The sequence below is a fragment of the Paraburkholderia acidiphila genome (assembly GCF_009789655.1).
Taxonomy (GTDB): domain Bacteria; phylum Pseudomonadota; class Gammaproteobacteria; order Burkholderiales; family Burkholderiaceae; genus Paraburkholderia; species Paraburkholderia acidiphila.
In genome coordinates this window covers 519,069-541,511 of the sequence record NZ_CP046912.1, presented here as the reverse complement: position 1 = coordinate 541,511, position 22,443 = coordinate 519,069, and the positions used below count along the sequence as shown (strand labels likewise).

Here is a 22,443-nt window from a genome sequence, read left to right as displayed (position 1 = left end):
AAGGCTTTTAATCATGATTCGTATTCCTTATTTCATCGCGCCACTCGCAATGGCAGTGCTCACCCAGAGCGCGTTGGCCGAGCCCGCCGTGGACATGGCACGCGCGCGCCAGATCGCCACGCAGCATGCGTGCTTCGGCTGTCACGCCGTGGACAAGAAGCTCGTGGGCCCGGCCTACCGCGACGTGGCCGCGCGCTACGCGGGCAAGCCGGGCGCGGCGGCCGCGCTCGTCGCGCATATCCAGAACGGCAGCTCCGGCAACTGGGGCGCCATACCCATGCCGCCCAACGCGATCAGCCCGGGTGATGCGCAGATCGTCGCGCAATGGATTCTCGCTGGCAGCAAGAGCGAATAACCATGCGGGTCGCGCGCAACTGAAGCAGGAGCCGGATCGCGTGGAACGCTCCGGAGTCAATTCAAATAAATAAGTATGACGAAATAATGGGTTGGAGATCGTGATGAAGAAGACCATCGTGGCAGCATCCTTCGCATTCGCCTCGGCGCTCGCGTGGGGGCAGAGCAGCGTGACGCTCTACGGCATCGTGGATACCGGCATCGAGTACTACAACAATACCGCGAAGGGCGGCTCGTTTGCCGGCATGCCCTCGCTCACTGGCGAGGTGCCATCTCGCTTCGGCCTGCGCGGCCAGGAGGACCTGGGCGGCGGCTACCAGGCCTTCTTCGTGCTCGAAAGCGGCTTTGCGCCCAATAGCGGCGCGCTCAATTACGGTGGCCGCCTGTTCGGCCGCCAGGCGAACGTGGGCGTGAGCAGCGACTACGGTACGCTCACGCTGGGCCGCCAGATGAACATGTCGATGTATGTGCTCTTCAACGCCGACGTGATCGGCCCGTCGATCCATTCGATGGCCAGCTTCGACAGCTATCTGCCGAACGCGCGCAGCGACAACGCGGTCGGCTATCTCGGCAAATTCCACGGCGTGACGATCGGCGGGACCTACAGCTTCGGCCGCGACGCAGCGGGTCCCGCGGGCCCATCGGCGACCAATTGCGGCGGCCAGCTGCCCGGCGACGCCGTGGCGTGCCGCCAGTACACGATGATGCTCGCCTACGACAACGCATGGGGCGGCGCCGCCGCGTCGTACGACGTGATGTACGGCGGCCCCGGTGCCTCGGCGCCGCTCGTGAGCAGCGCCGATACCGACAAGCGCGTGATCGTCGATGGCTACGTGAAATTCGGTTCGGCCAAGCTGGGTGGCGGCTGGATTCGCCGCAACACGGCGGCGGCGGAACATATGCAGTCCGATATCTTTTTTCTCGGCGCAGACTACTACGTGACACCGGTGTTTTCACTGGACTTCCAGGGGCTGCGCTATATTCTGCGCGAACAATCGAATTCGACGATGTTCGTCGGCCGCGCGAACTATTTCGTTTCGAAGCGCACGACGCTTTACGCATCGCTTGGCTACATGCTGAACAGTGCGCTCGCCGCCAACGCGGTAGCCGCAGCCGGCACGGTGCAGACGGGCGCGAACCAGTTCGGCGCGATGGTGGGCATTCAGCAACGCTTCTGACACGGCGCGCGCCGCGCAGCGGGATACATTCGGAGGGGACAATGGCGACGGACCTGTTGAGCGCCGCACTGGCGGATTTGCGCGCCGACGCCGTGGTAACGGGGCACTTCTCGCTCGCGGGCGCATGGGCGTTCCGCAAGCCGGCGATCGAGGGCGTGATGTTTCGCACGGGCCGGGGCGCCCCGTTTTACGTCATCGTGCAGGGCATGGAGCCGCTTTGCGTCGAGCCGGGCGATTTCGTGCTGCTGCCGCACGGGCACGAACACATACTCGCTTCCGCGCCCGATGTCCCGGCGGTTCCCTTCGACGATCTCGCTGCGCGCGCCGGCATCCGCCCGAGCTTCGACACGCCTTTGCGCCTCGAGTCGGGCCGTGGCGGCGCGGTGTGCGATCTCTACACCGGCATCGTGTTCTACCGCGAGGCCGTGCGCAATCCGCTCTTCTCGGTGCTGCCGCCGCTCATTCATGTGCGTGCCAACGACCCGGCGGTTGGACCGTGGCTCGCGGACACGCTCATGGCGTTTATCCGCGAATCGATGGCCTGCCAGCCAGGCTGGGCCGTTGCGGCCGCGCGCCTCGCCGACGTGCTGTTCGTCCAACTGCTGCGCGCGCATCTGGCCTCGGCCGTGAGTCACACGGGCTGGCTGCGCGGACTCATGGACCCGCAGATCGGCCGCGCCATCGCGCAACTGCACCGGCACCCCGAGCAGGACTGGACCGTCGAGTCGCTGGCGGCGATTGCCGGGATGTCGCGCTCGCGGTTCAGCGCGCGTTTCGTCGAGCTCGTCGAGGAAACGCCGATTGGGCATCTCACGTCTTATCGCATGTATATCGCGAGCGGCGCGCTGCGCGATTCGCGGCGCCGGCTCATCGAGATAGCCATGAGCGTGGGCTACGCTTCCGAGAAGGCGTTCATTCGCGCGTTCCGGCGCTGGGCGGGCATGGCGCCCAAGCAGTACGCGCGCAGCGTGCGCGACCCCTACGACATGGCGCTCGCTGCGGGTGCGCGCGAGAGCGAAGGCGCGTCGCACACGCTTTGAGGCTGCGGCTGCGCGTTCACAACAGCGGCAACGCGAGCCGAAGGTGCTCCGCAAACGCCGCCGTGAGGAGCGTGGGCCGCTTGCGAGCGAACCTTATCGTGATCCCAACGGCCGGCAAAGGCGGCAGCGCGGGGTCGCCATTGAGAATGGCCAGATCCGGCGGAACGGCCGTTTGCGTCATGACGGCGAAGGCTTGGCCCGAACGCACGAGCGCGGTGAGCCCCGCCAGGCTGCTGCTCGCATACGCAACGCGGTAGGCTCTGCCCGCGCGCTCCAACGCCTCGCAGGCCGCGATGTGGTCGAGCGTATCGGGATCGGAGAGCGCGAGCGGCAGCGGATCGAAGTGGGCGGCGTCGAGTTCGGGCGAACCGATCCAGACCAGTTGCTCGCGGCGGATGATCTCGTCGTCCGTGCCGCTGGCGGCCAAAGGCAGCGACACCATGGCGAGGTCGACCGCTCGCTTGTCGAGTTGTTCGAGAAGGCGCGGCGTGGGCACGCACACGACTTCCACGAGCGCATGGGGATGCTGGCTCGAGAACTGCCGCAGCAAAGAGGGGAGGAACACGGCGGCATAGTCGTCCGGGCAACCGAAGCGGATGGTTCCCGAGAGGCCCGTGCCGCACAGGTCGGCCATCGCCTCGTCGTGCAGGCGCAAGATGCGCTGGGCGTGGACCAGCAGGCGCTCGCCGGGGCTCGTGAGCGCGACCCCGCGCCCGGTGCGCTGAAACAGCGGCTGATCGACGATCTCCTCGAGCCGCTTGATCTGCTGGCTCAGCGCCGACTGGGTGCGGCCAACGCGTTCGGCCGCGCGGCTCAGCGAACGCACCTCGGCAATGACCGCGAACGAACGCAGCAGATCGATTTCCAGCGGACGGCTCACGATATTAGCCTCTCTTCTAGCTTGCATAAGAACTATTCGATTCTATAAAACCAGAGTGCCGACTAGACTGCAAGAAAAACCTGCCACCCGACAAGGAGAAGCCCGTGTCCAGGAACGACGACGAACAGTTTTGGCGCAACGCGCGGCAGCACCTGATCCGCTATGGCGGCACGTTCGAGCCGATGATCATCGAGCGCGCCCAGGGTAGCTTCGTCTACGACGCGGACGACCGCCCGATTCTCGATTTCACCTCGGGGCAGATGAGTGCCGTGCTGGGCCACAGCCACCCCGAAATCGTCTCGGTCATCAACGAATACGCGGGCAAGCTGGACCACCTGTTCAGCGGCATGCTCTCGCGGCCCGTGGTCGAACTGGCGACGCGCTTAGCCGATGTCACGCCCGCCGGGCTCGACCGGGCGTTGCTGCTGAGCACGGGCGCGGAGTCGAACGAGGCCGCCATCCGCATGGCGAAGCTCGTCACGGGCAAATTCGAAATCGTGGGCTTTGCGCAGTCGTGGCACGGCATGACCGGCGGCGCGGCTTCGGCCACCTATAGCGCAGGGCGCAAGGGCGTGGGTCCCGCGGCGGTGGGCTCGTACGCGATTCCCGCACCGTTCGCGTACCGGCCGCGCTTCGAGCGCAACGGGCAATACGATTACCTCGCGGAACTCGACTACGCGTTCGATCTCATCGACCGCCAGTCGAGCGGCAATCTCGCGGCCTTCATTGCGGAGCCGATCCTGAGCTCGGGCGGCATCATCGAACTGCCGCCGGGCTATATGGCGGCGCTCAAGCGCAAGTGCGAAGAGCGCGGCATGCTGCTGATCCTGGACGAAGCGCAAACCGGCGTTGGCCGCACCGGCATGATGTTCGCGTGCGAGCACGACGGGGTGACGCCCGACATTCTCACGCTCTCCAAGACGCTGGGCGCGGGCTTGCCGCTGGCAGCCGTGGTGACGTCCGCGCAGATCGAGGAAGCGGCGCACGAACGGGGCTTCCTGTTCTACACGACCCATGTGTCCGATCCGCTTCCCGCGGCGGTCGGCCTGCGGGTGCTGGACGTGGTGGCGCGCGACGGACTCGTTGCGCGCGCAAACATCATGGGCGACCGGTTGCGGCGCGGACTGCTCGACTTGATGGAGCGCTTCGAATGCATCGGCGATATTCGGGGGCGCGGCCTGCTGCTGGGTCTGGAGATCGTCAAGGACCGCCGCACCAAGGAGCCCGCCGATGGCCTCGGCGCGAAGATCACGCGCGAATGCATGAAGCTTGGGCTCAGCATGAATATCGTGCAGCTGCCGGGCATGGGCGGCGTGTTCCGCATCGCGCCGCCGCTGACCGTGAGCGAGCAGGAGATCGATCTCGGCGTGGAGCTGCTGGGGCAGGCGATCGCGCGTTCGCTTTGAGTCCCTGGGTCGTCGCGGCTAGACCTTGCCGCGCGACCCGCTTTGAGGCGGCGTGAGCGCACGTGCGGCGAGCGGCGTGGACATGACGATGGACGTGCGCGTCTCGCCGTAGAGGTTGATCCGTTGGATCAGGCGCTCCAGATCGGCCACGCTCGTTGCCACGAGGCGAATGACATAGGAGTCCGCGCCCGTGACGTGGTGGCATTCGAGCACTTCGGTAATCGTGCCGAGCAGCTTGAGAAACTTCGCCTTCGCGGACTGCGGCACCGTAATGCCGATCAGGGCGCAGAGGGGATAGCCGGCGGCGGCTGGATTCACGCGCGCCGTATAGCCTTCGATCACACCGGCATCTTCGAGACGTCGCACGCGTTCCGTGACCGCCGGCACCGAGAGATGCACGCGGCGAGCAAGCTCTGTATACGTCATGCGGCCGCTTTCCTGCAGCAGCGCCAGTAGTTTCCAGTCCAGATCGTCCATCATGGCGAAATGTTTAAGGTGAAATGCCAATTCTCCCTTAAATCTCGTCTTCTGCGGATAATCCTCAAGGTCTACGATAGTCCCCCATAGAACATCGATTGAGGGGAGAGGGGCATGCTGTTCGTCAAAGCGGTGGCGCTGGGGTTTTGCATCGCGGCACCGGTCGGGGCCATCGGCATGCTATGTATCCAGCGTAGCCTGAGCCGAGGTTTCCGCTCCGGCTTTGCCACGGGCATGGGCGCCGCGTGCGCGGATGCGTTTTACGGCCTGCTCGGCGCGCTCGGGGTGGCGGGGATCGTCGCGGCGCTGCCGATGCTGACGGTGGTTTTGAAGGCGGCGGGTGGGGCGTTTCTGGTGTGGATGGCGTGGACGATCGCGCGTGAGGTACCTCGCGCGCCAGCCGCCGTGCAGGAGGCCTCGCGCACGCCTGTCTCGCGTGACTTCATCACGACGTTTGCGCTGACGCTCTCGAACCCCCTGACGATTTTTTCATTCATCGCCGCTTTTGCGGCGCTTGGGCCTTTGCCGGCCATGCCTGGGGAACATGGCATGCCGGGATGGCTTTCGGTGGCGCCGATGGTGACGGGTGTGTTCGCCGGTTCGGCTGTATGGTGGTTGTTCCTGAGCGGCGTGACCTCCGCGCTACGAACGAAGTTGCCGCTGGCATTCACGCGCGGCATCTCTATTTTTTCCGCCGTGGCGATTGCCGCGTTTGGCATCGTTCAATTGGTCACGGGACTCGCGCGGCTTGCCTAGCGCGTAGTCAAGGCGCCGTTTCGATCCGTTCGAGCGCCTGTGCCACTTCCTCGACGTAGGCATCGGTCAATGCACAATCGGCGAGCGCTTGCCTGAGCTGGAACACGTATTCCGCGTTGGAGCCGAGCGGGCCCTGTGCCTGCGCAATCAGGCGCGCCACCGTCGCGGGGCTCGAATCGGCCTCGTATTGCTGCGGGCAATGATTGGCCACGAAGGCGAGCGCGTGGCGCGTTTCGCCGGTGGCAAGTGTCACGCTGGTCCAGGCCGGCGTGTAGGCGCCTGTGAGCATCTCGCGGGTCCAGAGAATGTGCAGCTCTTCCTCGAGCGTCGCGGCATCGAGCCGCAGCGCGACGCCTTGCGTTACGCCGCCCGGCTCGAGTGCGAGCATGCGGCCCGGGCGCTGCGGCGTGCCGCGGCCGCCGAACAGGCGAATGCAAAAGCTCCGGCGCCAGCCGTGCAGCGTGGCGCTCGCGCGCCGGTCGAAGCGCGAGAGCGGATTCCACATGAGCGAACCGTAGCCGAATACCCAGATGTCTTTGCCAGCGGGGCGCTTCGCCATCGTTTCGGCGAGCGACTGGTCGATCTGGGTCTGCGTCCAGAGAATTTCCGGCGGAAGATGGCTGAAACTCTCGAGAAACGCACCGGAGCGAATGGCGTCTCTGTTTAGCATGGCGTTGACGGGATGGTGGAGGCTACGCAATCAAGTATGCGGGCGGTGCGCGCATCGATAAAGTGGCTGGAACGCGATGCTGCGTTCATCTGGAGACGACAATCGCGGCAATGCCCAGGGCGCCATCAATCAATCACCCGGCGGGGCATAGCCAAGCTCGCGCTGGTGTCGAATCGAGATGACTATCGCGCGCGTCTCCGAGTGGGCATACAGGATCACGTGCGAGCGAAGCACATATTCGCGGAAATCGGGAACGCCAGCTTCACTAGCCAGACGTTTCAGCTTGTCGAGCCGCGTCTGCCCCTCAATGGACTGGGTAGCAAGGAACTCGGCCGGACGGCCGAGTTGTGGATGAATCATCACAAGATCGCGGAAGCGAAAAATCTGCTCCCAAAGGTCGTCCATTCGCTGCGGCGCGGATAACGCGTCCTGCTGCTCCAGTATAAATTTGCTGATGGCTTCGAGGCGCTCTACAAATGTTTCGGCAAAATCGACCCGGATCATTTGCGTGACTCAGCGCGACGCCGCATCGATTCCCGAACGTCCTCCAGGGATTTTGTGCGCCCGGCGAGCGCGTCTTTTAGTCCCTTCTCGGCGTCGTCGATCATGATCAGCCGGCCGTACTCGGCTTCGAGCGCGTGATAGAAGTCGAGCTTTTTCGCATCGACGAGTGCGACAAAGGCCGCGCCGTTCTTCGTCAGGACTTTTTCGGCGCCGGCGACTACGTCGTCCGCCAGTTCGGTGAGCCGCGCGCGCGCTTCGCTAATCGGGACGACGTCCTGGGCACGAATAGACATGAACGTCTCCTTTACAAAAAACGTTAACGAAAACATACACATCGAAGAGCGCATGGTCAAGCACCACATCCGTACTTCCCCCAGGATCACGCCGCCGATGATAACGCTACCATTGGCAGCACTTCCCAATCGGCAGTCATACCGAGCCCGCCCCCTTCGGCGGCTTTTTTGTCCGCCGAAATGGTAGCGTTATCATGGAGAACACCTTGTCCCCAGTCCGCAAGAAGCCCGAAGACCTGCGCAGCTATCGCTGGTACGGCGTCAACGACCTCCGCTCGTTCGGCCACCGTTCGCGCACCGCGCAGATGGGCTATCACTCGTCCGATTACATGGGCAAGCCCGTGATTGCCGTGGTGAACACCTGGAGCGAGATCAACTCGTGCCATACCCACTTCAAGCAACGCGTGGAGGAAGTGAAGCGCGGCATCTGGCAGGCGGGCGGCTTTCCGGTCGAGATGCCCGTGATGACGCTGGCGGAGCCGTTCCAGAAGCCCACCACCATGCTTTACCGCAACTTCCTCGCCATGGAGACGGAGGAGCTGCTCAAGTCCTACCCGTTCGATGGCTGCGTGCTGATGGGCGGCTGCGACAAGACCACGCCGGGCCTCCTGATGGGCGCAATTAGCATGAACCTGCCTGCGATCTATTTGCCCGCCGGGCCGATGCTGCGCGGCAACTGGAATGGCCGCACGCTCGGCAGCGGCTCGGACACGTGGAAGTACTGGGCGGAGCTGCGCGCGGGCAAGATCACCGAAGACGAGTGGAAGGGCATCGAGAGCGGCATCGCGCGTTCGCCGGGCCACTGCATGACGATGGGCACGGCCTCGACGATGACGAGCGCGACCGAAGCGCTCGGCCTCACGCTGCCCGGCTTCTCGTCGATTCCCGCGGCGGACTCGCGTCACGCGCAGTACGCGTCGCTTACGGGGCAACGCATCGTCGAGATGGTGTGGACCGATCAGAAGCCCTCGGACATCCTCACCGCGAAGGCCTTCGACAATGCCGTGACCACCGTGCTCGCGATGTCGGGTTCGACCAACGCGATCGTGCACCTCGTGGCCGTGGCGCGCCGCGCGGGCATCGATCTGACCACGGCGCGCTTCGACGAACTCGCGCGCGTGACGCCCGTGCTCGGCAATATCCGCCCGGCCGGTCAGTATCTGATGGAGGACTTCTATTACGCGGGCGGCCTGCGCGCGCTGCTCGTGGAACTCGGCGACCTGATCGACGGCACGCAGATGACCGTGAACGGCAAGACGCTCGGCGAAAACATCGCGGGTGCGGAGATCTTCAACAACGACGTGATCCGCACGCGCGGCAATCCCCTCGTCGCGCGCGATGGCCTCGCCATGCTCACGGGTAATCTCGCGCCGGATGGCGCGGTCATCAAGCCCGCGGCGATGGAGGCGCATCTGCTCAGGCATCGCGGTCCCGCGGTCGTGTTCCGCGATTACAACGACATGGCGGCGCGCATCGACAGCGACGATCTCGACGTCACCGCCGACTCCGTGATCGTGCTGCAGCACGCCGGCCCCGTCGGTGCGCCCGGCATGCCCGAATGGGGCCAGCTGCCGATTCCGCAGAAGCTGCTCAAACAAGGCGTGCGCGACATGCTGCGCATTTCCGACGCGCGCATGAGCGGCACGAGCTACGGCGCGTGCGTGCTGCACGTGGCGCCCGAATCGTTCGTGGGCGGCCCGCTCGCGCTCGTGAAAGACGGCGACGTCATCGAGCTCGATGTCGAGGCGCGCCGCCTGCATCTGCATGTGAGCGACGCGGAACTGGCCGCGCGCAAAGCGGCATGGACGCCGCCGAAGCGGCCGTTCGAGCGCGGCTTCGGCGTGATGCATCAGTTGCACGTGACGCAGGCGAACAAGGGCTGCGATTTCGATTTCCTCGAAACGCCCGCCGCTACGCCGTGCGAAGCCCACGGCGCCGAGCCTGAAATTCACTAACCCCCACCATCGAAGCCATCATCGATCATGACCGCACCGAACCCAGTCAGCGAAGCCGCGCTCGAACAACTGCGCCACGTGAGCACCGCCACGCTCACGACCCAACTCTTCAAGCGCGGCCTGCGCAATGTGTTTCTGCAGGGCGTGGCGCCGCTCGTGAAGCCCGAGCCGGGTGCACCGAATCTCGTCGGCCCGGCCTTCACGCTGCGCAATATCCCCGCGCGCGAAGACCTCGACCATGTGGGCGTGTTCCAGAATCCGGAGCATCCGCAGCGCAAGGCCGTGGAAACGGCGCCCGCGGGTAGCGTGCTCGTGCAGGACTGCCGTGGAGACCGCACGGTGGCATCGGTGGGCTCGATTCTCGCGTTGCGTCTTGCGAAGCGCGGTGTGGCGGGCATGGTCTCGGACGGCCCCGTGCGCGACAGCGGCACGATCGCCGCGCTGGGCTTGCCCCTGTGGTGCGCGGGCGCGAGCGCGCCGCTCAATCTCGCGAAACATCACGCCGTGGACATGAACGTGCCGATCGCGTGCGGGGGCGTGGCGGTCTATCCGGGCGACATCGTCGTGGGCGATGCCGATGGCGTCGTGATCGTGCCGCACGAAATGGCCGAGGAAGTGGCGCGCGACGCCACCGAGCAGGAGCGGCTCGAAACGTTCATCACCGAGCGCATCGAGTCGGGTCTCGCGCTGCGCGGCACGTATCCGCCGAACGAGGAAACGCTGGCGGCGTATCGTGCATGGTGCGAGCAGCAGGCAAAATAACGCGTCCAACGCTACCTATAAACAGAGGCCCGCGCGCAAAGCGGGCTCAGGAGACAACGTGAACGATGCCACCGCAGCGATCGACGAGCCGCGTCTGATCAACCGCATGGGCTGGCGGCTGATGCCGCTGCTCGGCGTGCTCTACCTGGTTGCGTATATCGACCGCTCCAACATCGCCTTCGCGAAGCTGCAGATGCTCGGTAGCCTCGGACTTTCCGAAGTCGCATACGGACTTGGCGCGTCGCTGTTCTTCATCGGCTATCTGCTGTTCGAGGTGCCGAGCAATATTCTGCTTCACAAGTACGGCGCGCCGCGCTGGATGGCGCGCATCATGTTCACGTGGGGCGTGGTGACGATTCTGCTCGCTTTCACGCGCAACGCCACGATGTTCTATATCCTGCGCTTTTTGCTGGGCGCTTCGGAAGCCGGGCTCTATCCCGGCGTGATTTATTACCTCACGCTGTGGTTTCCGCAGCGCCACCGCGTGCGCATGCTCGGTTACTTCACCGTGGGCAGCAGCCTCGGCAACATGATCGGCGCGCCGATTTGCGGCTGGCTGCTCGACAAAGGCGGGCTGTTCGGTCTGCAAGGCTGGCAACTCGTGTTCGTGGTCACCGGCATTCCATCGGTACTGCTGACGATCGTCGTGCTGTATCTGCTGCCGAAGGCGCCGCAGCACGCGAAGTTCCTCTCCGAGGGCGAGAAGCGCTGGCTCACGCACACGCTCTCGACCGAGAGCGCGGCCGCGCGGGGCAGGGAGCGCCACGGCCCGGTGCTCAGCGTGCTCACGGAGCCGCGCGTGCTCGGTATGGCGTTCTACTACATGATGCTGTCGATTTCCGTGTATGGCGTGAGCTACTGGCTGCCTACGCTCGTCAAGGGATTCGGCGTGAGCAACACCACCAACGGGCTGCTCAATATCATTCCCTGGCTGCTGGCGACGATCGTGCTCGCCACGCTGCCTTCGCGGCTGCGCGCGAGCAATCATGCGACGGTCGCGATGCTCGTGTCCTCGCTGCTCGGCATGGTGTTCTTCGTTTCGTCGGTGTTCCTGCCGGGCCACGCGCTGCGCTTCGCCGCGCTGTGTCTTGGCGCGCCGTGCATGTATCTGCTGATTCCCTGCTTCTGGACGCTGCCGCCCAAATTCCTTTACGGCGCGCGCGCCGCGGCGGGCATTGCCGCGATCAATTCGCTCGGCAATATCGGCGGTTTCATTGCGCAGAATCTCGTGCCCTTCGTGAAACAGGCAACGGGCAGCACGCGCATGCCCATGCTCGTGCCCGCCGCATGCATGGTGATCTTTGCAATCGTCACCGCCATGATCCTGCGGCGTGGCAATCGTACGCCGCAAGCCGTCGACGGCGCGCCCCTGCCGAACAACGCACGCTAGGCCGCGAGGCGCATTCGCTACAATAGCCGCGCACCGCCCACACCCGTTCACGTTCATGTCGACCATCAAACCCGCTCCGAGCATCGAACACGGGGACGCCACCGTGCGCACAAAGCGCACGCGCGGCGGCCCGAAGGGCCTGCGCATCACCGACGTCGCCGCGCAGGCGGGCGTTTCGCCCATCACGGTTTCGCGCGTGTTCAACAACCCGGAGTCGGTCGCGCCGGAGACGCTCGAGCGCGTGCGTCAGGTCGTGCAGAAACTGGGCTATGTGCCCAACCGGCTCGCCGGTGGTTTGTCGTCGGCGCGCTCGCGGCTCGTCGCGGCCATCGTGCCGACGGTTTCGCACTCGCTGTTTGCGGAAACCATCCAGGTGTTCAGCGAGACGATGTCGCGCGCGGGCTACGAGGTGCTGCTCGCGTTGAGCGGCTATAGCGCGTCGAACGAGGAGAGCCTGCTCGATACGGTATTGAGCCGCCGCCCCGAAGGCGTGCTGCTCACGGGCGTGGCGCATACCGAATCGTTGCGCGGGCGTTTGAAGAACGTCGGCATTCCCGTGGTCGAAACGTGGGACATGACCGATACGCCCATCGACATGCTGGTGGGCTTTTCGCACTACCAGATCGGCGCGGCGGTGGCGGATCACTTTCTCGCGCGCGGCGCGCGCCGTCCCGCGCTCATCTCCGCCAACGACGCGCGCGCGCTCGCGCGGCGCGCGGGCTTCCGCGATCGGCTCGCGCAGGCAGGCATCGAGGACGTGCCTGAAGAGCAGGTCGCGCCACCGAGTTCGGTCGCGCACGGCAAGCGCGCGCTGCCGCAACTGCTCGCGCGCGCTCGGGATATCGACGCCGTGTTCTGCGGCTCGGATCTGCTGGCTATTGGCGCGCTCGGCGCCGCGCGCCAGATGGGCGTGCAAGTGCCCTCGCAGTTGGCGATTTGCGGCTTCGGCGATCTGGAGTTCGCCACCGAAACCACGCCCCAGCTAACGACGGTGCGCGTGGAGGGCACGCGCATTGGCGTGAACGCCGCGCGCTTTTTGCTGGACCGCCTGAGCGGCGAAACCAACGTGACCGGGCCTCGCGCGCTCGACGTGGGGTTCACGATCGTGGCGCGCGAGTCGGCTTGAGTCTGGCCCGCAGCGGTCAGGCTGCTGCTGCGGTCTTCACGACTTCCTGTGCCAGCGCGGGCGTACTGCGCGGACTGGCAATGCCAAAGTGGCTCGCCAGCATATCGACCACGTTATCGGCCATGCCCGTGCGCGTTTCTTCGGTTGCCGAACCAATATGCGGCGTGAGCACCACGCGCGGGTTGTCGATCAGCGCCTGCGGCACATAGGGTTCGTGCTCGAACACGTCGAGCGCCGCGCCGGCAATCCGTTTCTCATCGAGTGCCGCAATCAGCGCTTTTTCATCGACCACCGGGCCGCGTGCAATGTTGATGAGGAAGCCTTGCGGGCCGAGCGCGTCGATCACGGCCGCGTTCACCAGATGATGCGTTTGCGGCGTGAGCGGGCAGGTGAGGATCAGCATGTCGCTATCGGCCGCAAGACGCGCGACGTCGTCGTAGTAAGGCAGATCGACATTCTTGCGGTTCGGCCCGTAGTACGCGACTTGCGAGCCGAACGCCTTCAAGCGCTTCGCGATTGCCGCGCCGATCATGCCGAGCCCGACAATGCCGACGTTCATGCGCGAAATCGAGCGGCCCAGCGGCAGTGCGCCGTGCTCGGGCCATTTTCCGGAGCGAACGTAGCCGTCGGCCTGCACGATGTCGCGCGTGAGCGCGAGCGCCAGGCCCATCGCGGTGTTCGCGACATCTTCGGCCAGCACGTGCGAGGCGTTTTCGATGCGGATGCCGCGCGCCTGCGCGCTTCTTACGTCAAGGTTGTCGAGGCCGGCGCTATAGCTCGCAATGATCTCCAGCGCGGGCAGGGCGTCGAGAAACGCCGCGTCGATCTTCGTTTTGCGCAGTGCGATGCCGCGAATGGACGCGCCGTGCTGCGCGAGAAACGCAGCGGCTTCTTCCGGCGCCTTCGGCAGATCGAGCATCGTGAAGAGCGACGCGAGTTCCGCCTCGGTGCGTTCCGGCAATTCGGCAGCGTTGAGAATGATGGGTTTTGCCATGTTGAATCGATGAATCCTTGCTTCGGTTAATGCGTGGGCCCGCGCTCAGCTGACTCTCACGCGCTCGATGCGGCCCATGAACACGAGATAAACCAGCGCCGCGACTACACAGTGTGCCGCGACAAAATAAAGACCCGCCGTGTAGCCGCCCGTTGCCTGCACGATATAGCCGAACACGATAGGCGTGACGATACCGCCAATATTGCCGATGCAGTTGAAAATCGCACCGGCGAGGCCAACGGCTTCGCGCGGCGCGGTATCGCAGACAATGGCCCAGGTGCCCGCGCCGGCCGCTGCGCCCTTGCCGAAGAAAGCGAGCGTCATGAGCAGGATGATCACGGTGTTGCTTTCGGTGAATGCCGAGAACACGATGCAGCAGCCCACCGCCATGCCGACGATATAGGGCGTCTTGCGCGCCCACGAAACGCTCCAGCCATGCCGGATCAGCGCGTCCGAAATCGCACCGCCCGCAATGCCGCCGAGAAAGCCCGCGATCGCCGGCAGCATCGTCGCGAGGCCGGCTTGCATGACGTTCATGCCGCGCGCCTGCACGAGGTAGATCGGAAACCACGTGATGAAGAAATAGCTCAGCGCGATCACGCAATATTGGCCGATATACGAGCACCAGAGCATGCGGTTGCCCAGCAGCATGCGCAGCGCCTTGCCGGACACCGCGGGGCGCGACAGACGCTCGAGCTTCGAGTCGATGTCGATCATCGCGCCGCCCGCGACGAGACGGTCGAGTTCGGCGGGAGACACGCGCGGGTGCTTGCGCGGCTCGTGCATCACGCGCACCCAGACGCCGGCGCTGGCAATGCCGATCAGGCCGAGCGCGAAGAACGGCGCCGGCCAGCCGAATTGACTGGTAAGCCAGCCTGCGAACGGCGAGAAGATCGCCACCGCGAAATACGATGCGGACGCAAACAACGACGTGGCGAAGCCGCGCTCTTCCTTCGGGAACCACATGACCGTCACGCGGCTGTTGGCGGGGAAGCTCGGCGCCTCGATGAGCCCGAGCGCGAAGCGCAAGGCGAACAGCAGGCCCAGCGCCACCGACATATCGGTCGTGACGTGGCCGACGAAGCCCACGAGGATCGTTGCGAGCGACCACAGGATCAGCGTGGCGGCGTACATGACTTTCGTGCCGACGCGGTCGAGCAGCAGGCCGCCGGGAATCTGCCCGACCACATAGGCCCAGCTGAACGCCGAGAGCACGTAGCCGAGCTGGATAGGGTTGAGCCCGAATTCTTTTGCGATGCCGGGCCCGGCGATCGAGAGGATCGCGCGGTCTGCGTAGGCGACCGTCGCGAGCAGCAGGATGGCGGCCAGAATCGTGTATCGCGTGCGAGTGGCGCGCGCGGCGCTTGTGACTTCAGTGGCGGCGTAGCTGACGGACCTCTGCGTGGACATCGGTGTCTCCAGTGTCGGGCTCTAAGGCGCGGTTATCATTGTCGATCCGTACCCGTAAGCGACATCTGCATGTGCGGGTCGGATTGACTGTATTTGACGCACCCCGCCAGAACGCGTCAATCTTGATTAAGTGAATCAACCAGCCGAACCCAGGGAAAGCGAGTGGAAAACTGGATGACACAGGAGGAGGCCTGTCATGCGCTGGGCGTGCGCAAGCAGACGTTGTACGCGTATGTGAGCCGCGGGCGCATCGAGGTCCGCTGGGACCCGGAGCACCCAAGCCGCAAGCTGTATAGCGGATCGGATATCGCGGCGCTCAGGAAGAAGCGCGATCTGGGGCGCGCCCACAAGAACATCGCGGCCAGCACGATGGCATGGGGCGAGCCCATCATCAACACGCGCATTTCCACGATCGCGCGGGGCAGACTTTACTACCGCGGGCACGATGCGGTCGAACTCGCGAACCGGGCGACGCTCGAAGAAGTGGCGCAGTGTCTATGGGAAACAGATGCTGCGCCGGTCTTCCCCACCTCCCACGACGACGTGAGCGTGCCCGTTGGCGCGCCGCCGCGCGCGCGGGTGTATGCGTCGATCGCGCTCGCCGCGGCGCAACCGCCTTCGGGCGGTGCGGTGGTTGCTGCACGGCTGAACGACGAAGCGGCGCGCCTCGTGGGCCGCTTTGCGAGCGCCTTCGTCGGTCCGGACAATATCGGCGCATTCGGTGAAAGCGGTGCGCTGCATGCGCGTCTCGCGCGTGCGTGGCGATGCGAAGCGCAGGCGGACTTGCTGCGGCGTGCACTCGCGTTGCTGGCGGACCAGGAGCTGACGACATCGGCGTTCGCGGCGCGCGTGGCCGCGTCGACGGGGGCGTCGCTCGGCTCGTGCATGCTGGCGGGCCTGGCCGCGTTTGCCGGGCCCTTGCACGGCGACGCCGCATTGCGCGTGCAGGCGCTGCTCGGCCATGTGCGCGAGATGGGCGTCGCTGTGGCGGCCGAGCGGTGGCTCAAGTCGAACGGGCCGCTGCCGGGTTTCGGCCACGAGCTTTATCCGCAAGGCGATCCGCGCGCGGCAGACCTGCTCGCGGCGTTCGACGTACCGGACGACGTGCACGCGCTGATCGACTACGTTCACGTATCGCGCGGTCTCGCGCCGACGATCGACATCGCGCTCACCGCGCTTGCCAGCTATAGCCGTTTGCCGGAAGACGCGGTGTTCGCCATCTTCGCCATCGGCCGCAGCGTGGGCTGGATGGCGCACGCCATCGAGCAGATGACGAGCGGCACGCTGCTGCGGCCGCGGGCCAACTATATCGGTCCCGCAGGCGCCGGAAATCATCAGGAGTATTGACGGAAGGACGCCGCCGTCATTCTCCAGATGTGACAGACGTATGCAGTCGATGTTTGAACGTCGTGCTAGAGCGTGGGCGCCACGCCCGGAAGCGATTCATGGACGATCGGGTCGTCGTCGTGCGCTTCGCCGGCGACCATGTGAGGCGCTGCGGGTGCGGCTTGTTCGCGTGGCGACGACGCCATGATTTCGCGCCACCACGCACGCCTGGCGCGGCCCGCGCCGTTCTCTATTCGCAGCAGGAGATCGCTGTGGCTGACGATGCGGACGACCTTTCCCGTCGCGTCGATGACCGGCAAGCCGCCGATGTCGTTGTCGACGAACAAGGTCGCCACGTCGCGGATCGTCATCTCCGGCATGGCGGTGACAACGGACCCGGTCGTGATGTCGAGTGCACGCATGGTCGCTCCTTCAGCGTGACGCGACGAGTCTACATCCGTCGCATTCGTCGCACGATTCCGGCAGGCTCGCCGGCGGGGGCACACGGCGCCAAGGCGCCAGAATCGGCGTTCACAACGAACAACGGCTCGCACTGCCAGCGATGCGCATCTATGGCAGGCGATGGTCTCCTCGCTGCATAGGGCGGTCACGTTCGAGCGGATTGCGAATTGCGTCACGCACTGAGTGTAGGTCACATCCACCGGTAAGTGTGTGCTGGCTACGCGCGGCGGCCGCATGAATCCAGCGCTCAATGGCCCAGACCGCTCGCCGCGATCTGCTGCTCGACGTACGCCGCGAAGAGCGAATGCGTGTGCGTGGTCGGGTGCAGGTCGTCGGCGAACATATAGGTCTGGTCGGCATTGGCCGTGACGTAGGTGGCCGGCGAGCAGAGCAGCGAGGTGTCGTCCGGCGTTTTCGAAGGGTCGCACGCCTGGGCCGTGTTGGACATGCTAAATCCGTTTGCCTGGAAGTTCGCGACGAGCTGCGTGATCCACGTGTATGAATCGACCTGGACGACCTTGCCTTGCAAACCGTCGGCCTGCAACGCGCCATTCAGCGTGGAGTTGAAGAGCTGCGATAGCTGGGTCAGATTCGCGCCGCCGTCGGCAGAGGCAATGCCCTTGGGCGCGAGCCCGATGTTCGGCACGTTGATGACCACGACATGCGTGGCGCCGGCCTGCACGATCTGTCCGACGATTTGCGCGAGCGTCGTGGCGGCAGTCTGCACGACGGTATTGGCGGTGGGCGGATTGCCCGCGCGCAGCACGTCGTTCGCGCCTGCCCAGACCAGCACGAGCTGGCCGGAGTTGAAGCTGCCGTGCGCGGAGATATAGCTCGAAACCTGCTGATTGACCGGCATTTCGATGTTGCCGATCACGTCCGAGAGGAAGTCGTACTGGTCGGCCGGCGTGGCGACCGTCGAGCCGCCCTCGGCGTAGCCGAAGCCGCCTTGCGCGCTCAGCTTGTGATCGATGCTGACCGTGTAGGCGGCGCTCAGGCTGTCACCATAATATTGCGCGACATCCTGGGACCAGACCTGGCCGGGGTTGGTCGTGAACCGCCCGCCGCCCACGGCGCTCGCAATCGGCGCGTAGGTGCCGACATCGGAAAGACTGTCGCCGAACGAGACGATCTGCAGCTTGACGCCGCCTGCCGGCGTGCTCGTGCCGGTGCTCGAGCCGCCGCCTGCGCTGCTGCCGCCACCGCCGCCGCAAGCCACGAGCAGGACAATGAGTCCGGCAGAAAATGCCACCCGAATCCGTGTATCGATCGTTGCCATTGTGCCCCCTTACCGCGTGCCGCGGTTGCGCCCGCGACCGGATAGGGCGAGCGTAAGTGGGCCAGCAAAAAGGATGCGCGCAGCCTACAAATGGCTGACGAGGCTTGCGCTGCTAGAGCACCAGCATTTCGAGCCGGTTGCCGCCCAGCGATTTCGCGCTGTAGAGCGCGGCGTCGGCCGCGGCCAGCAGGTCCGAGAGCGTGGACGCCTCGTGCCCATGTTGCGCGAGGCCGATGCTCACGGTGGCGCGTAGGTCGACGCCTTCGATCTTGTGCGTGGCGGTTTGAGCGAAACGCCTCGCGATCGCTTCGCCCACCGCTTTGGCGCGCAAGCGGTCATGGCCCGGCAGCAGGGCGGCGAACTCTTCACCGCCGATACGCGCGAGGATTGCATCGGGTCCCACGGCGCTGCGGGCGATGTCCGCGAACGTCTTGAGGACATCGTCGCCGGTCTTGTGGCCGTAGCGGTCGTTGATGGTCTTGAAGTGGTCGAGATCGAAGGCGAGGAGCGAAACCGGCTGGCTAGTCCCAAGCTCGCGCATCACGCGTTCGCCTTCTTCGAAGAACCAGCGGCGGTTGCCAAGTCGGGTCAGGTAGTCCGTTTGGGATTCGCGCAAAAGCTGCCCGTGCGTTTCCTCGCGAAGCAGCCTGAGCAGGGACATGGGCAGAACGATCGAATACAGCACGCCTTCATACATCGTGATCTTGCTGACGAGTGCGACGAAGCCATCCCCATAGCGGCTGCCCAGCAAGGGGAGCACGAACGTCCTGAACACGTAAAAAAGGGCATGGAAGCCAGTGACGAACGTCGCGACGTGGCGCGACTGCACCCCTTTCATGCCGTCGCCGCGTAACAGCTCGCGCGAGGTCATGCCGCTCACGAGGGCGATGGGAAACGCGCTCGCGTAGTACCACATGTCGGCGGGATGCCGTGCGCCCCATGTCGCCCATGTCAGCGCGATCAAGGCGAGCAGGGCGATCGAGGCTGCCCGGTATTGCCGGCCGTTCAGCGTCGCGACGCCGTGCAGAACCAGCAGATAGCCGGCCATGATGATCAGGTTGCTTAGTGCCGCGCCCCATACGCCCGGCAGATCGGCGCGCACGAGCACCGCTGCGCACCCGGTGGCGAGGGTGGCGTATCCGGCGGCAAGAATCCGTAAGGCCTTGCTGCGTGCGGGATGCGTTCGATGTTCCCAGAGCGTGATCAGGGAGCTGGCTAACAGGGTCCCGATCAGGAGAAAGTAGATGGTAAGTAGATCGACGTGCATCGCTGGCGTGAGGCTTCTACGCCGGTACATCGCGGCGAACGGCGCATTTTACGCCGAAACTTAATAGTGCGACGCACGTTCCCGGATTGTCCATACGGCGTCGGCGGCGTGTCTGCGGCCGGCTCACACGTCGCGCCACGGTGCTATGCGTTCTGTATCGAGCCCGGGCGGGTCGGGCGCGCGGCTTATCTAGTGATCGCATTTCCTGCTGGCTCGTGGGCTTTGCGTAGAACGCGGGCACTGGGGGGACATCGAGTCGAGCCTCTCGCGAGAAGCCGTGCATGCGCTCGCCGAGCACACGACCCAGAGCACGAACACCGTTGAGACGTCGCTCTGGTGGCGCGTGGTGATGGCGCATAGGACGCCGTCGGTGTCGAAGGGGACAACGTCCGCGTCCACGAGCGAACAGGTGCGCTTGGCTCTCGAATCAAAAGGCCCGCCGAAGCGGGGCAATGGCGACTAAGCTAATGCATAAGATGCGCAGGATGCTCGTCTGGATTCGTGCAAGAGACTCCAAACGGACATTGGGGCTATGTATTGCGTCTTGGTTTTCATGATCGATCCAGACCGAATCCGATATAAGAAATGCTGCGCCCGATCCCTGCCGACGTGGGGATAGGCGCAACTCAGCAGCGCGTCGGCCATTTATTGCGCGCTACGCCATGACGTCGAGCGCTTCGTTTTTTTACTTGGGTATGCTTAATCAAGGCGTGCCTTCCGCATCGATGTATACAGGCAAACGCGCAGGCCGCGCGCATTCGTCGCCAGTTCGAACGCCTCGCACCTGTGCCACGCGTGCTGTTCGTGCGCGTTGTGTCGTTGCTCGCGGGACATGCGGCGATTGAAGCGCTACATAGCGCGATCATTGCGAACGCGCTTACGCGCACGAAGGGAACGGCGGTCAGCCTCGCGGAACGCAGTGGCGTGAACCGTCACAAGGTAACGGCACACGTTGGCATTATCGAAGGCGGCCTCGTTGGTGCGCGCTGCGGACCGGGCCGGTTCGATACCGCGAGCGAGCGCATGATTCACACTTGCGCGAAGCGGGGATCGTGACTGATGCTGAAGCGCCGGCACAGCTCCCGCCGGTTGGCGCGTTCATGCACGACCAGATGGATAAATTCCAGACGCAGGTTCGTGGTGTCTCCCGGGTTCCAGGGCAAGAGCGGCTCCAGACGATTCACTCGCCCAGAGCATTACCCATGTCTCCGGTCCATACACCGCTGCAAAGAAAAGTAGGTGCCGCCCCGCACAGAGTCAACGCTTGGCATACCGACACGAAAACAAGGAAACGCCAAAGGAAAACACCAAAGCGCCAGTCCAATCAGCCAGCCATCAGTCACGGAAAATCCTGCATGGCAAGCCAGTGCCGAATCATCCTTGCCTGATCCGCATCGAGCGACTTGAGCACCTGCTCGGCAGGCTCACGCCGCAGCGCCTCGACCACCGGCGCGAGCGCGGCGTCGCAGAGATGCCAGATGCCGAGCGGCTGGTCCGGGCTCGCGACCACGTCCGCTTCAGCAATCATGCCGCCATCGATCACGGGCGCGCGTCCCACATTCAACTCGTTGAAATCGGCGCTCACGTGAGCCGGCCGGTCATCGGGCCACGCGCCACGCGTTTGCCAGAACGGCTGCGTGGTCCAGCGCTGTTCGAGCGCATACACATCGCGCCCGGTACGCGCGAAGCGCATGAACAACTGCTCGATGCGCTGCTGGTGAAAGCGCAGCGCGAGCGGCGCGCGCTCGGGCCGCGCAAGCAGCGTATGGATCACCGCGGGCGCCTGCAACGCGGAGGTGAGCGACTGGAACACGCCATTGCCGGCGAGCGGATCGACGGCCATGGCGGCGTCGCCCACGCGCAGCCAGTTGTGGCCGCCGGTGCGGCCGCACAGCGTCGCGGTGCTGCTGCGCGCGTAGAGGCGCACGTCGTTCGCGGCGTCGCCTGCGAAGAAGTCGCTGGCAAGCGGCGAGTGACGCATGCGCTCGCAGAACGCGAGCAGTTCACCGCGCTGCGGCAGCTCGGGGTTCGTCACGTCCAGCGTCAATTGCCAGTAGCAACGGCCATCGCCTAGCCGCGCCATCCATGCCCAGCCGGCCGGCAGGCTTTCCACCGCAGTGGCCGGCGCGCCCGCGCTGCCTTTCCATACGTTCAGCAGGCTCACGGTTTGCGGGCCGCGCGTGGCGTCGCGCAATAGCGGTGCGAGGCGGCCGCGCGCTTCGACAAGAAAGTCCGCGCGCAATGTGAGCGGTCCGTCGGCGGTTTCGATCATGAGATCGTGACCCGCGGAAGTGGACTGCAGCGAGCGCACATTCGCCTCGATCAGGTTCACGCCGGCACCGCACACGTCCTCGCGCAAGGCTGTATCGAACACACGCCGATCGACGAGGAATTCAGCGTCGAGCGTTCGCAGCGCGCCGTTCCAGAGTGTCGTACGCACGCAAGGTCCCTCGCCGCAACTGGCCGCGCGATGCAGGCCGGCGCGGCGCAGCGCTTCTATCACGCGTGCCGACAAAGTTTCTGCAGCGTCGAAGCGGCGCCAGTCGCTCACCACCTGGACGTGATAGCCGAGCCCCGCGAGCGCGCGCGCCACGGCTGCGCCCGCGGGCCCCGCGCCGAGCACGACGATGCTGGCGGCATTCATGACGCGCTCGCTCGCGAATGGCCACACGCGGGCACACAAGCGAACATGACGGGCATGGCGGCATGAAGGGGAGGGAAGTACACGTACATGCTGTCCCCCGTGAATCATGGCGCATCGCTTCGCGACCCCTGCGCTGCGCTCGAAATGAGTGAGACCTAATCTGGCATAGATGCAGCGATAAAGCTATCCGGTCAAAGGAGGATTTCAGTAGCGAAAATCCCGTATTCCCATGCGCAATGCGTATGAACGATCGTGCGCTGTAATTGCTTC

At 64.9% G+C, this 22,443-nt stretch carries 22 protein-coding genes; 10 read left to right on the top strand and 12 right to left on the bottom strand.

From position 1 onward, the window contains the following. The first annotated feature begins 13 nt into the window (after positions 1-13). The 3 genes from FAZ97_RS32640 (at position 14) to FAZ97_RS32630 (ending at position 2,572) form a co-directional block, all read left to right on the top strand. Positions 14-355 carry a c-type cytochrome gene (locus FAZ97_RS32640; RefSeq protein ID WP_158762899.1) on the top strand — a complete coding sequence of 114 codons (342 nt, stop codon included), beginning with the start codon at positions 14-16 and terminating at the stop codon, positions 353-355. 103 nt (positions 356-458) lie between these two features. Further along, a complete protein-coding gene (locus tag FAZ97_RS32635; RefSeq protein ID WP_158762898.1) occupies positions 459-1,532 on the top strand; it encodes a porin in 1,074 nt (357 codons plus the stop codon). A 41-nt stretch (positions 1,533-1,573) separates the two neighbouring features. After that, entirely contained in the window at positions 1,574-2,572 is a 999-nt protein-coding gene (locus tag FAZ97_RS32630) for an AraC family transcriptional regulator (RefSeq protein WP_158762897.1), read from the top strand. A 16-nt stretch (positions 2,573-2,588) separates the two neighbouring features. Here the strand turns inward: FAZ97_RS32630 and FAZ97_RS32625 are convergent, their stop codons facing one another. Next, positions 2,589-3,479 (bottom strand): LysR family transcriptional regulator, encoded by an 891-nt coding sequence (locus FAZ97_RS32625; RefSeq protein ID WP_199272232.1) that lies wholly within the window; start codon positions 3,477-3,479, stop codon positions 2,589-2,591. A gap of 77 nt (positions 3,480-3,556) precedes the next feature. Here FAZ97_RS32625 and FAZ97_RS32620 point away from each other — a divergent pair, with 77 nt between their 5' ends. Next, positions 3,557-4,858 carry an aspartate aminotransferase family protein gene (locus FAZ97_RS32620; RefSeq protein WP_158762895.1) on the top strand — a complete coding sequence of 434 codons (1,302 nt, stop codon included), beginning with the start codon at positions 3,557-3,559 and terminating at the stop codon, positions 4,856-4,858. An 18-nt stretch (positions 4,859-4,876) separates the two neighbouring features. Here the strand turns inward: FAZ97_RS32620 and FAZ97_RS32615 are convergent, their stop codons facing one another. After that, a complete protein-coding gene (locus tag FAZ97_RS32615; protein ID WP_158763362.1) occupies positions 4,877-5,335 on the bottom strand; it encodes an Lrp/AsnC family transcriptional regulator in 459 nt (152 codons plus the stop codon). A 114-nt stretch (positions 5,336-5,449) separates the two neighbouring features. Here FAZ97_RS32615 and FAZ97_RS32610 point away from each other — a divergent pair, with 114 nt between their 5' ends. Next, complete coding sequence (locus FAZ97_RS32610; protein WP_158762894.1) at positions 5,450-6,091, top strand: LysE family translocator; 642 nt, start codon at positions 5,450-5,452, stop codon at positions 6,089-6,091. 7 nt (positions 6,092-6,098) lie between these two features. On the opposite strand, the gene FAZ97_RS32605 is transcribed toward FAZ97_RS32610, so the two are convergent. From FAZ97_RS32605 to FAZ97_RS32595, 3 genes are all read right to left on the bottom strand, one after another. Beyond that, complete coding sequence (locus FAZ97_RS32605; RefSeq protein WP_158762893.1) at positions 6,099-6,761, bottom strand: gamma-glutamylcyclotransferase; 663 nt, start codon at positions 6,759-6,761, stop codon at positions 6,099-6,101. Between the two features lie 129 nt (positions 6,762-6,890). After that, positions 6,891-7,265, bottom strand: a complete 375-nt coding sequence (locus FAZ97_RS32600; RefSeq protein ID WP_158762892.1) for a type II toxin-antitoxin system RelE/ParE family toxin — start codon at positions 7,263-7,265, stop codon at positions 6,891-6,893. After that, positions 7,262-7,558 carry a type II toxin-antitoxin system prevent-host-death family antitoxin gene (locus FAZ97_RS32595; protein ID WP_158762891.1) on the bottom strand — a complete coding sequence of 99 codons (297 nt, stop codon included), beginning with the start codon at positions 7,556-7,558 and terminating at the stop codon, positions 7,262-7,264. Before FAZ97_RS32595 ends, FAZ97_RS32600 begins: the two co-directional genes overlap by 4 nt. 206 nt (positions 7,559-7,764) lie before the next feature. On the opposite strand from FAZ97_RS32595, the gene araD reads away from it, so the two are divergent. The 4 genes from araD (at position 7,765) to FAZ97_RS32575 (ending at position 12,791) form a co-directional block, all read left to right on the top strand. Continuing rightward, entirely contained in the window at positions 7,765-9,513 is a 1,749-nt protein-coding gene (araD, locus tag FAZ97_RS32590) for an L-arabinonate dehydratase (RefSeq protein ID WP_407671960.1), read from the top strand. Positions 9,514-9,540: 27 nt separating this feature from the next. After that, positions 9,541-10,275 carry a ribonuclease activity regulator RraA gene (locus FAZ97_RS32585; protein ID WP_158762889.1) on the top strand — a complete coding sequence of 245 codons (735 nt, stop codon included), beginning with the start codon at positions 9,541-9,543 and terminating at the stop codon, positions 10,273-10,275. 106 nt (positions 10,276-10,381) lie between these two features. Next, a complete protein-coding gene (locus FAZ97_RS32580) occupies positions 10,382-11,665 on the top strand; it encodes an MFS transporter (protein WP_407671976.1) in 1,284 nt (427 codons plus the stop codon). 55 nt (positions 11,666-11,720) lie between these two features. Then, positions 11,721-12,791, top strand: coding sequence for a LacI family DNA-binding transcriptional regulator (locus FAZ97_RS32575; RefSeq protein ID WP_158762887.1), 1,071 nt, complete (start codon positions 11,721-11,723; stop codon positions 12,789-12,791). Positions 12,792-12,807: 16 nt separating this feature from the next. Here FAZ97_RS32575 and FAZ97_RS32570 read toward each other — a convergent pair whose 3' ends face one another. Together FAZ97_RS32570 and FAZ97_RS32565 are read right to left on the bottom strand one after the other, a co-directional pair. After that, positions 12,808-13,785 (bottom strand): 2-hydroxyacid dehydrogenase, encoded by a 978-nt coding sequence (locus FAZ97_RS32570; protein ID WP_158762886.1) that lies wholly within the window; start codon positions 13,783-13,785, stop codon positions 12,808-12,810. Positions 13,786-13,830: 45 nt separating this feature from the next. After that, entirely contained in the window at positions 13,831-15,195 is a 1,365-nt protein-coding gene (locus FAZ97_RS32565; protein WP_158762885.1) for an MFS transporter, read from the bottom strand. A gap of 174 nt (positions 15,196-15,369) precedes the next feature. Between FAZ97_RS32565 and FAZ97_RS32560 the strand changes: the two genes are divergently transcribed. After that, on the top strand, positions 15,370-16,542 hold the full coding sequence (locus FAZ97_RS32560; protein WP_158762884.1) for a citrate synthase family protein: 1,173 nt from the start codon (positions 15,370-15,372) through the stop codon (positions 16,540-16,542). Positions 16,543-16,607: 65 nt separating this feature from the next. Here FAZ97_RS32560 and FAZ97_RS32555 read toward each other — a convergent pair whose 3' ends face one another. The 5 genes from FAZ97_RS32555 to qhpG all read right to left on the bottom strand — a co-directional run bounded on the left by FAZ97_RS32555 (position 16,608) and on the right by qhpG (position 22,173). Next, positions 16,608-16,943 carry a CBS domain-containing protein gene (locus FAZ97_RS32555; protein WP_158762883.1) on the bottom strand — a complete coding sequence of 112 codons (336 nt, stop codon included), beginning with the start codon at positions 16,941-16,943 and terminating at the stop codon, positions 16,608-16,610. A gap of 287 nt (positions 16,944-17,230) precedes the next feature. Continuing rightward, positions 17,231-18,262 (bottom strand): SGNH/GDSL hydrolase family protein, encoded by a 1,032-nt coding sequence (locus tag FAZ97_RS32550; protein ID WP_158762882.1) that lies wholly within the window; start codon positions 18,260-18,262, stop codon positions 17,231-17,233. A gap of 112 nt (positions 18,263-18,374) precedes the next feature. After that, the gene (locus FAZ97_RS32545; RefSeq protein ID WP_158762881.1) at positions 18,375-19,529 is read right to left on the bottom strand and encodes a GGDEF domain-containing protein; all 1,155 of its coding nucleotides are present in this window, start codon (positions 19,527-19,529) and stop codon (positions 18,375-18,377) included. Between the two features lie 1,028 nt (positions 19,530-20,557). Continuing rightward, positions 20,558-20,692, bottom strand: a complete 135-nt coding sequence (locus tag FAZ97_RS35655) for a hypothetical protein (protein WP_267904772.1) — start codon at positions 20,690-20,692, stop codon at positions 20,558-20,560. Positions 20,693-20,868: 176 nt separating this feature from the next. Beyond that, complete coding sequence (gene qhpG / locus FAZ97_RS32540) at positions 20,869-22,173, bottom strand: flavin-dependent monooxygenase QhpG (protein WP_158762880.1); 1,305 nt, start codon at positions 22,171-22,173, stop codon at positions 20,869-20,871. Positions 22,174-22,443: the final 270 nt, after the last annotated feature.

What these genes read in the sequence shown, in the direction of transcription:
- FAZ97_RS32575 (WP_158762887.1), top strand. Translation starts at nt 11,721, where the DNA reads ATGTCGACCATCAAACCCGCTCCGAGCATCGAACACGGGGACGCCACC.
- FAZ97_RS32615 (WP_158763362.1), bottom strand. Translation starts at nt 5,335, where the DNA reads ATGGACGATCTGGACTGGAAACTACTGGCGCTGCTGCAGGAAAGCGGC.
- qhpG (WP_158762880.1), bottom strand. Translation starts at nt 22,173, where the DNA reads ATGAATGCCGCCAGCATCGTCGTGCTCGGCGCGGGGCCCGCGGGCGCA.
- FAZ97_RS32545 (WP_158762881.1), bottom strand. Translation starts at nt 19,529, where the DNA reads ATGCACGTCGATCTACTTACCATCTACTTTCTCCTGATCGGGACCCTG.
- FAZ97_RS32570 (WP_158762886.1), bottom strand. Translation starts at nt 13,785, where the DNA reads ATGGCAAAACCCATCATTCTCAACGCTGCCGAATTGCCGGAACGCACC.
- FAZ97_RS32610 (WP_158762894.1), top strand. Translation starts at nt 5,450, where the DNA reads ATGCTGTTCGTCAAAGCGGTGGCGCTGGGGTTTTGCATCGCGGCACCG.
- FAZ97_RS32580 (WP_407671976.1), top strand. Translation starts at nt 10,382, where the DNA reads ATGGGCTGGCGGCTGATGCCGCTGCTCGGCGTGCTCTACCTGGTTGCG.
- FAZ97_RS32640 (WP_158762899.1), top strand. Translation starts at nt 14, where the DNA reads ATGATTCGTATTCCTTATTTCATCGCGCCACTCGCAATGGCAGTGCTC.
- FAZ97_RS32605 (WP_158762893.1), bottom strand. Translation starts at nt 6,761, where the DNA reads ATGCTAAACAGAGACGCCATTCGCTCCGGTGCGTTTCTCGAGAGTTTC.
- FAZ97_RS32630 (WP_158762897.1), top strand. Translation starts at nt 1,574, where the DNA reads ATGGCGACGGACCTGTTGAGCGCCGCACTGGCGGATTTGCGCGCCGAC.
- FAZ97_RS32635 (WP_158762898.1), top strand. Translation starts at nt 459, where the DNA reads ATGAAGAAGACCATCGTGGCAGCATCCTTCGCATTCGCCTCGGCGCTC.
- FAZ97_RS32600 (WP_158762892.1), bottom strand. Translation starts at nt 7,265, where the DNA reads ATGATCCGGGTCGATTTTGCCGAAACATTTGTAGAGCGCCTCGAAGCC.
- FAZ97_RS32560 (WP_158762884.1), top strand. Translation starts at nt 15,370, where the DNA reads ATGACACAGGAGGAGGCCTGTCATGCGCTGGGCGTGCGCAAGCAGACG.
- FAZ97_RS32550 (WP_158762882.1), bottom strand. Translation starts at nt 18,262, where the DNA reads ATGGCAACGATCGATACACGGATTCGGGTGGCATTTTCTGCCGGACTC.
- FAZ97_RS32585 (WP_158762889.1), top strand. Translation starts at nt 9,541, where the DNA reads ATGACCGCACCGAACCCAGTCAGCGAAGCCGCGCTCGAACAACTGCGC.
- FAZ97_RS32565 (WP_158762885.1), bottom strand. Translation starts at nt 15,195, where the DNA reads ATGTCCACGCAGAGGTCCGTCAGCTACGCCGCCACTGAAGTCACAAGC.
- FAZ97_RS32625 (WP_199272232.1), bottom strand. Translation starts at nt 3,479, where the DNA reads ATGCAAGCTAGAAGAGAGGCTAATATCGTGAGCCGTCCGCTGGAAATC.
- FAZ97_RS32555 (WP_158762883.1), bottom strand. Translation starts at nt 16,943, where the DNA reads ATGCGTGCACTCGACATCACGACCGGGTCCGTTGTCACCGCCATGCCG.
- FAZ97_RS32595 (WP_158762891.1), bottom strand. Translation starts at nt 7,558, where the DNA reads ATGTCTATTCGTGCCCAGGACGTCGTCCCGATTAGCGAAGCGCGCGCG.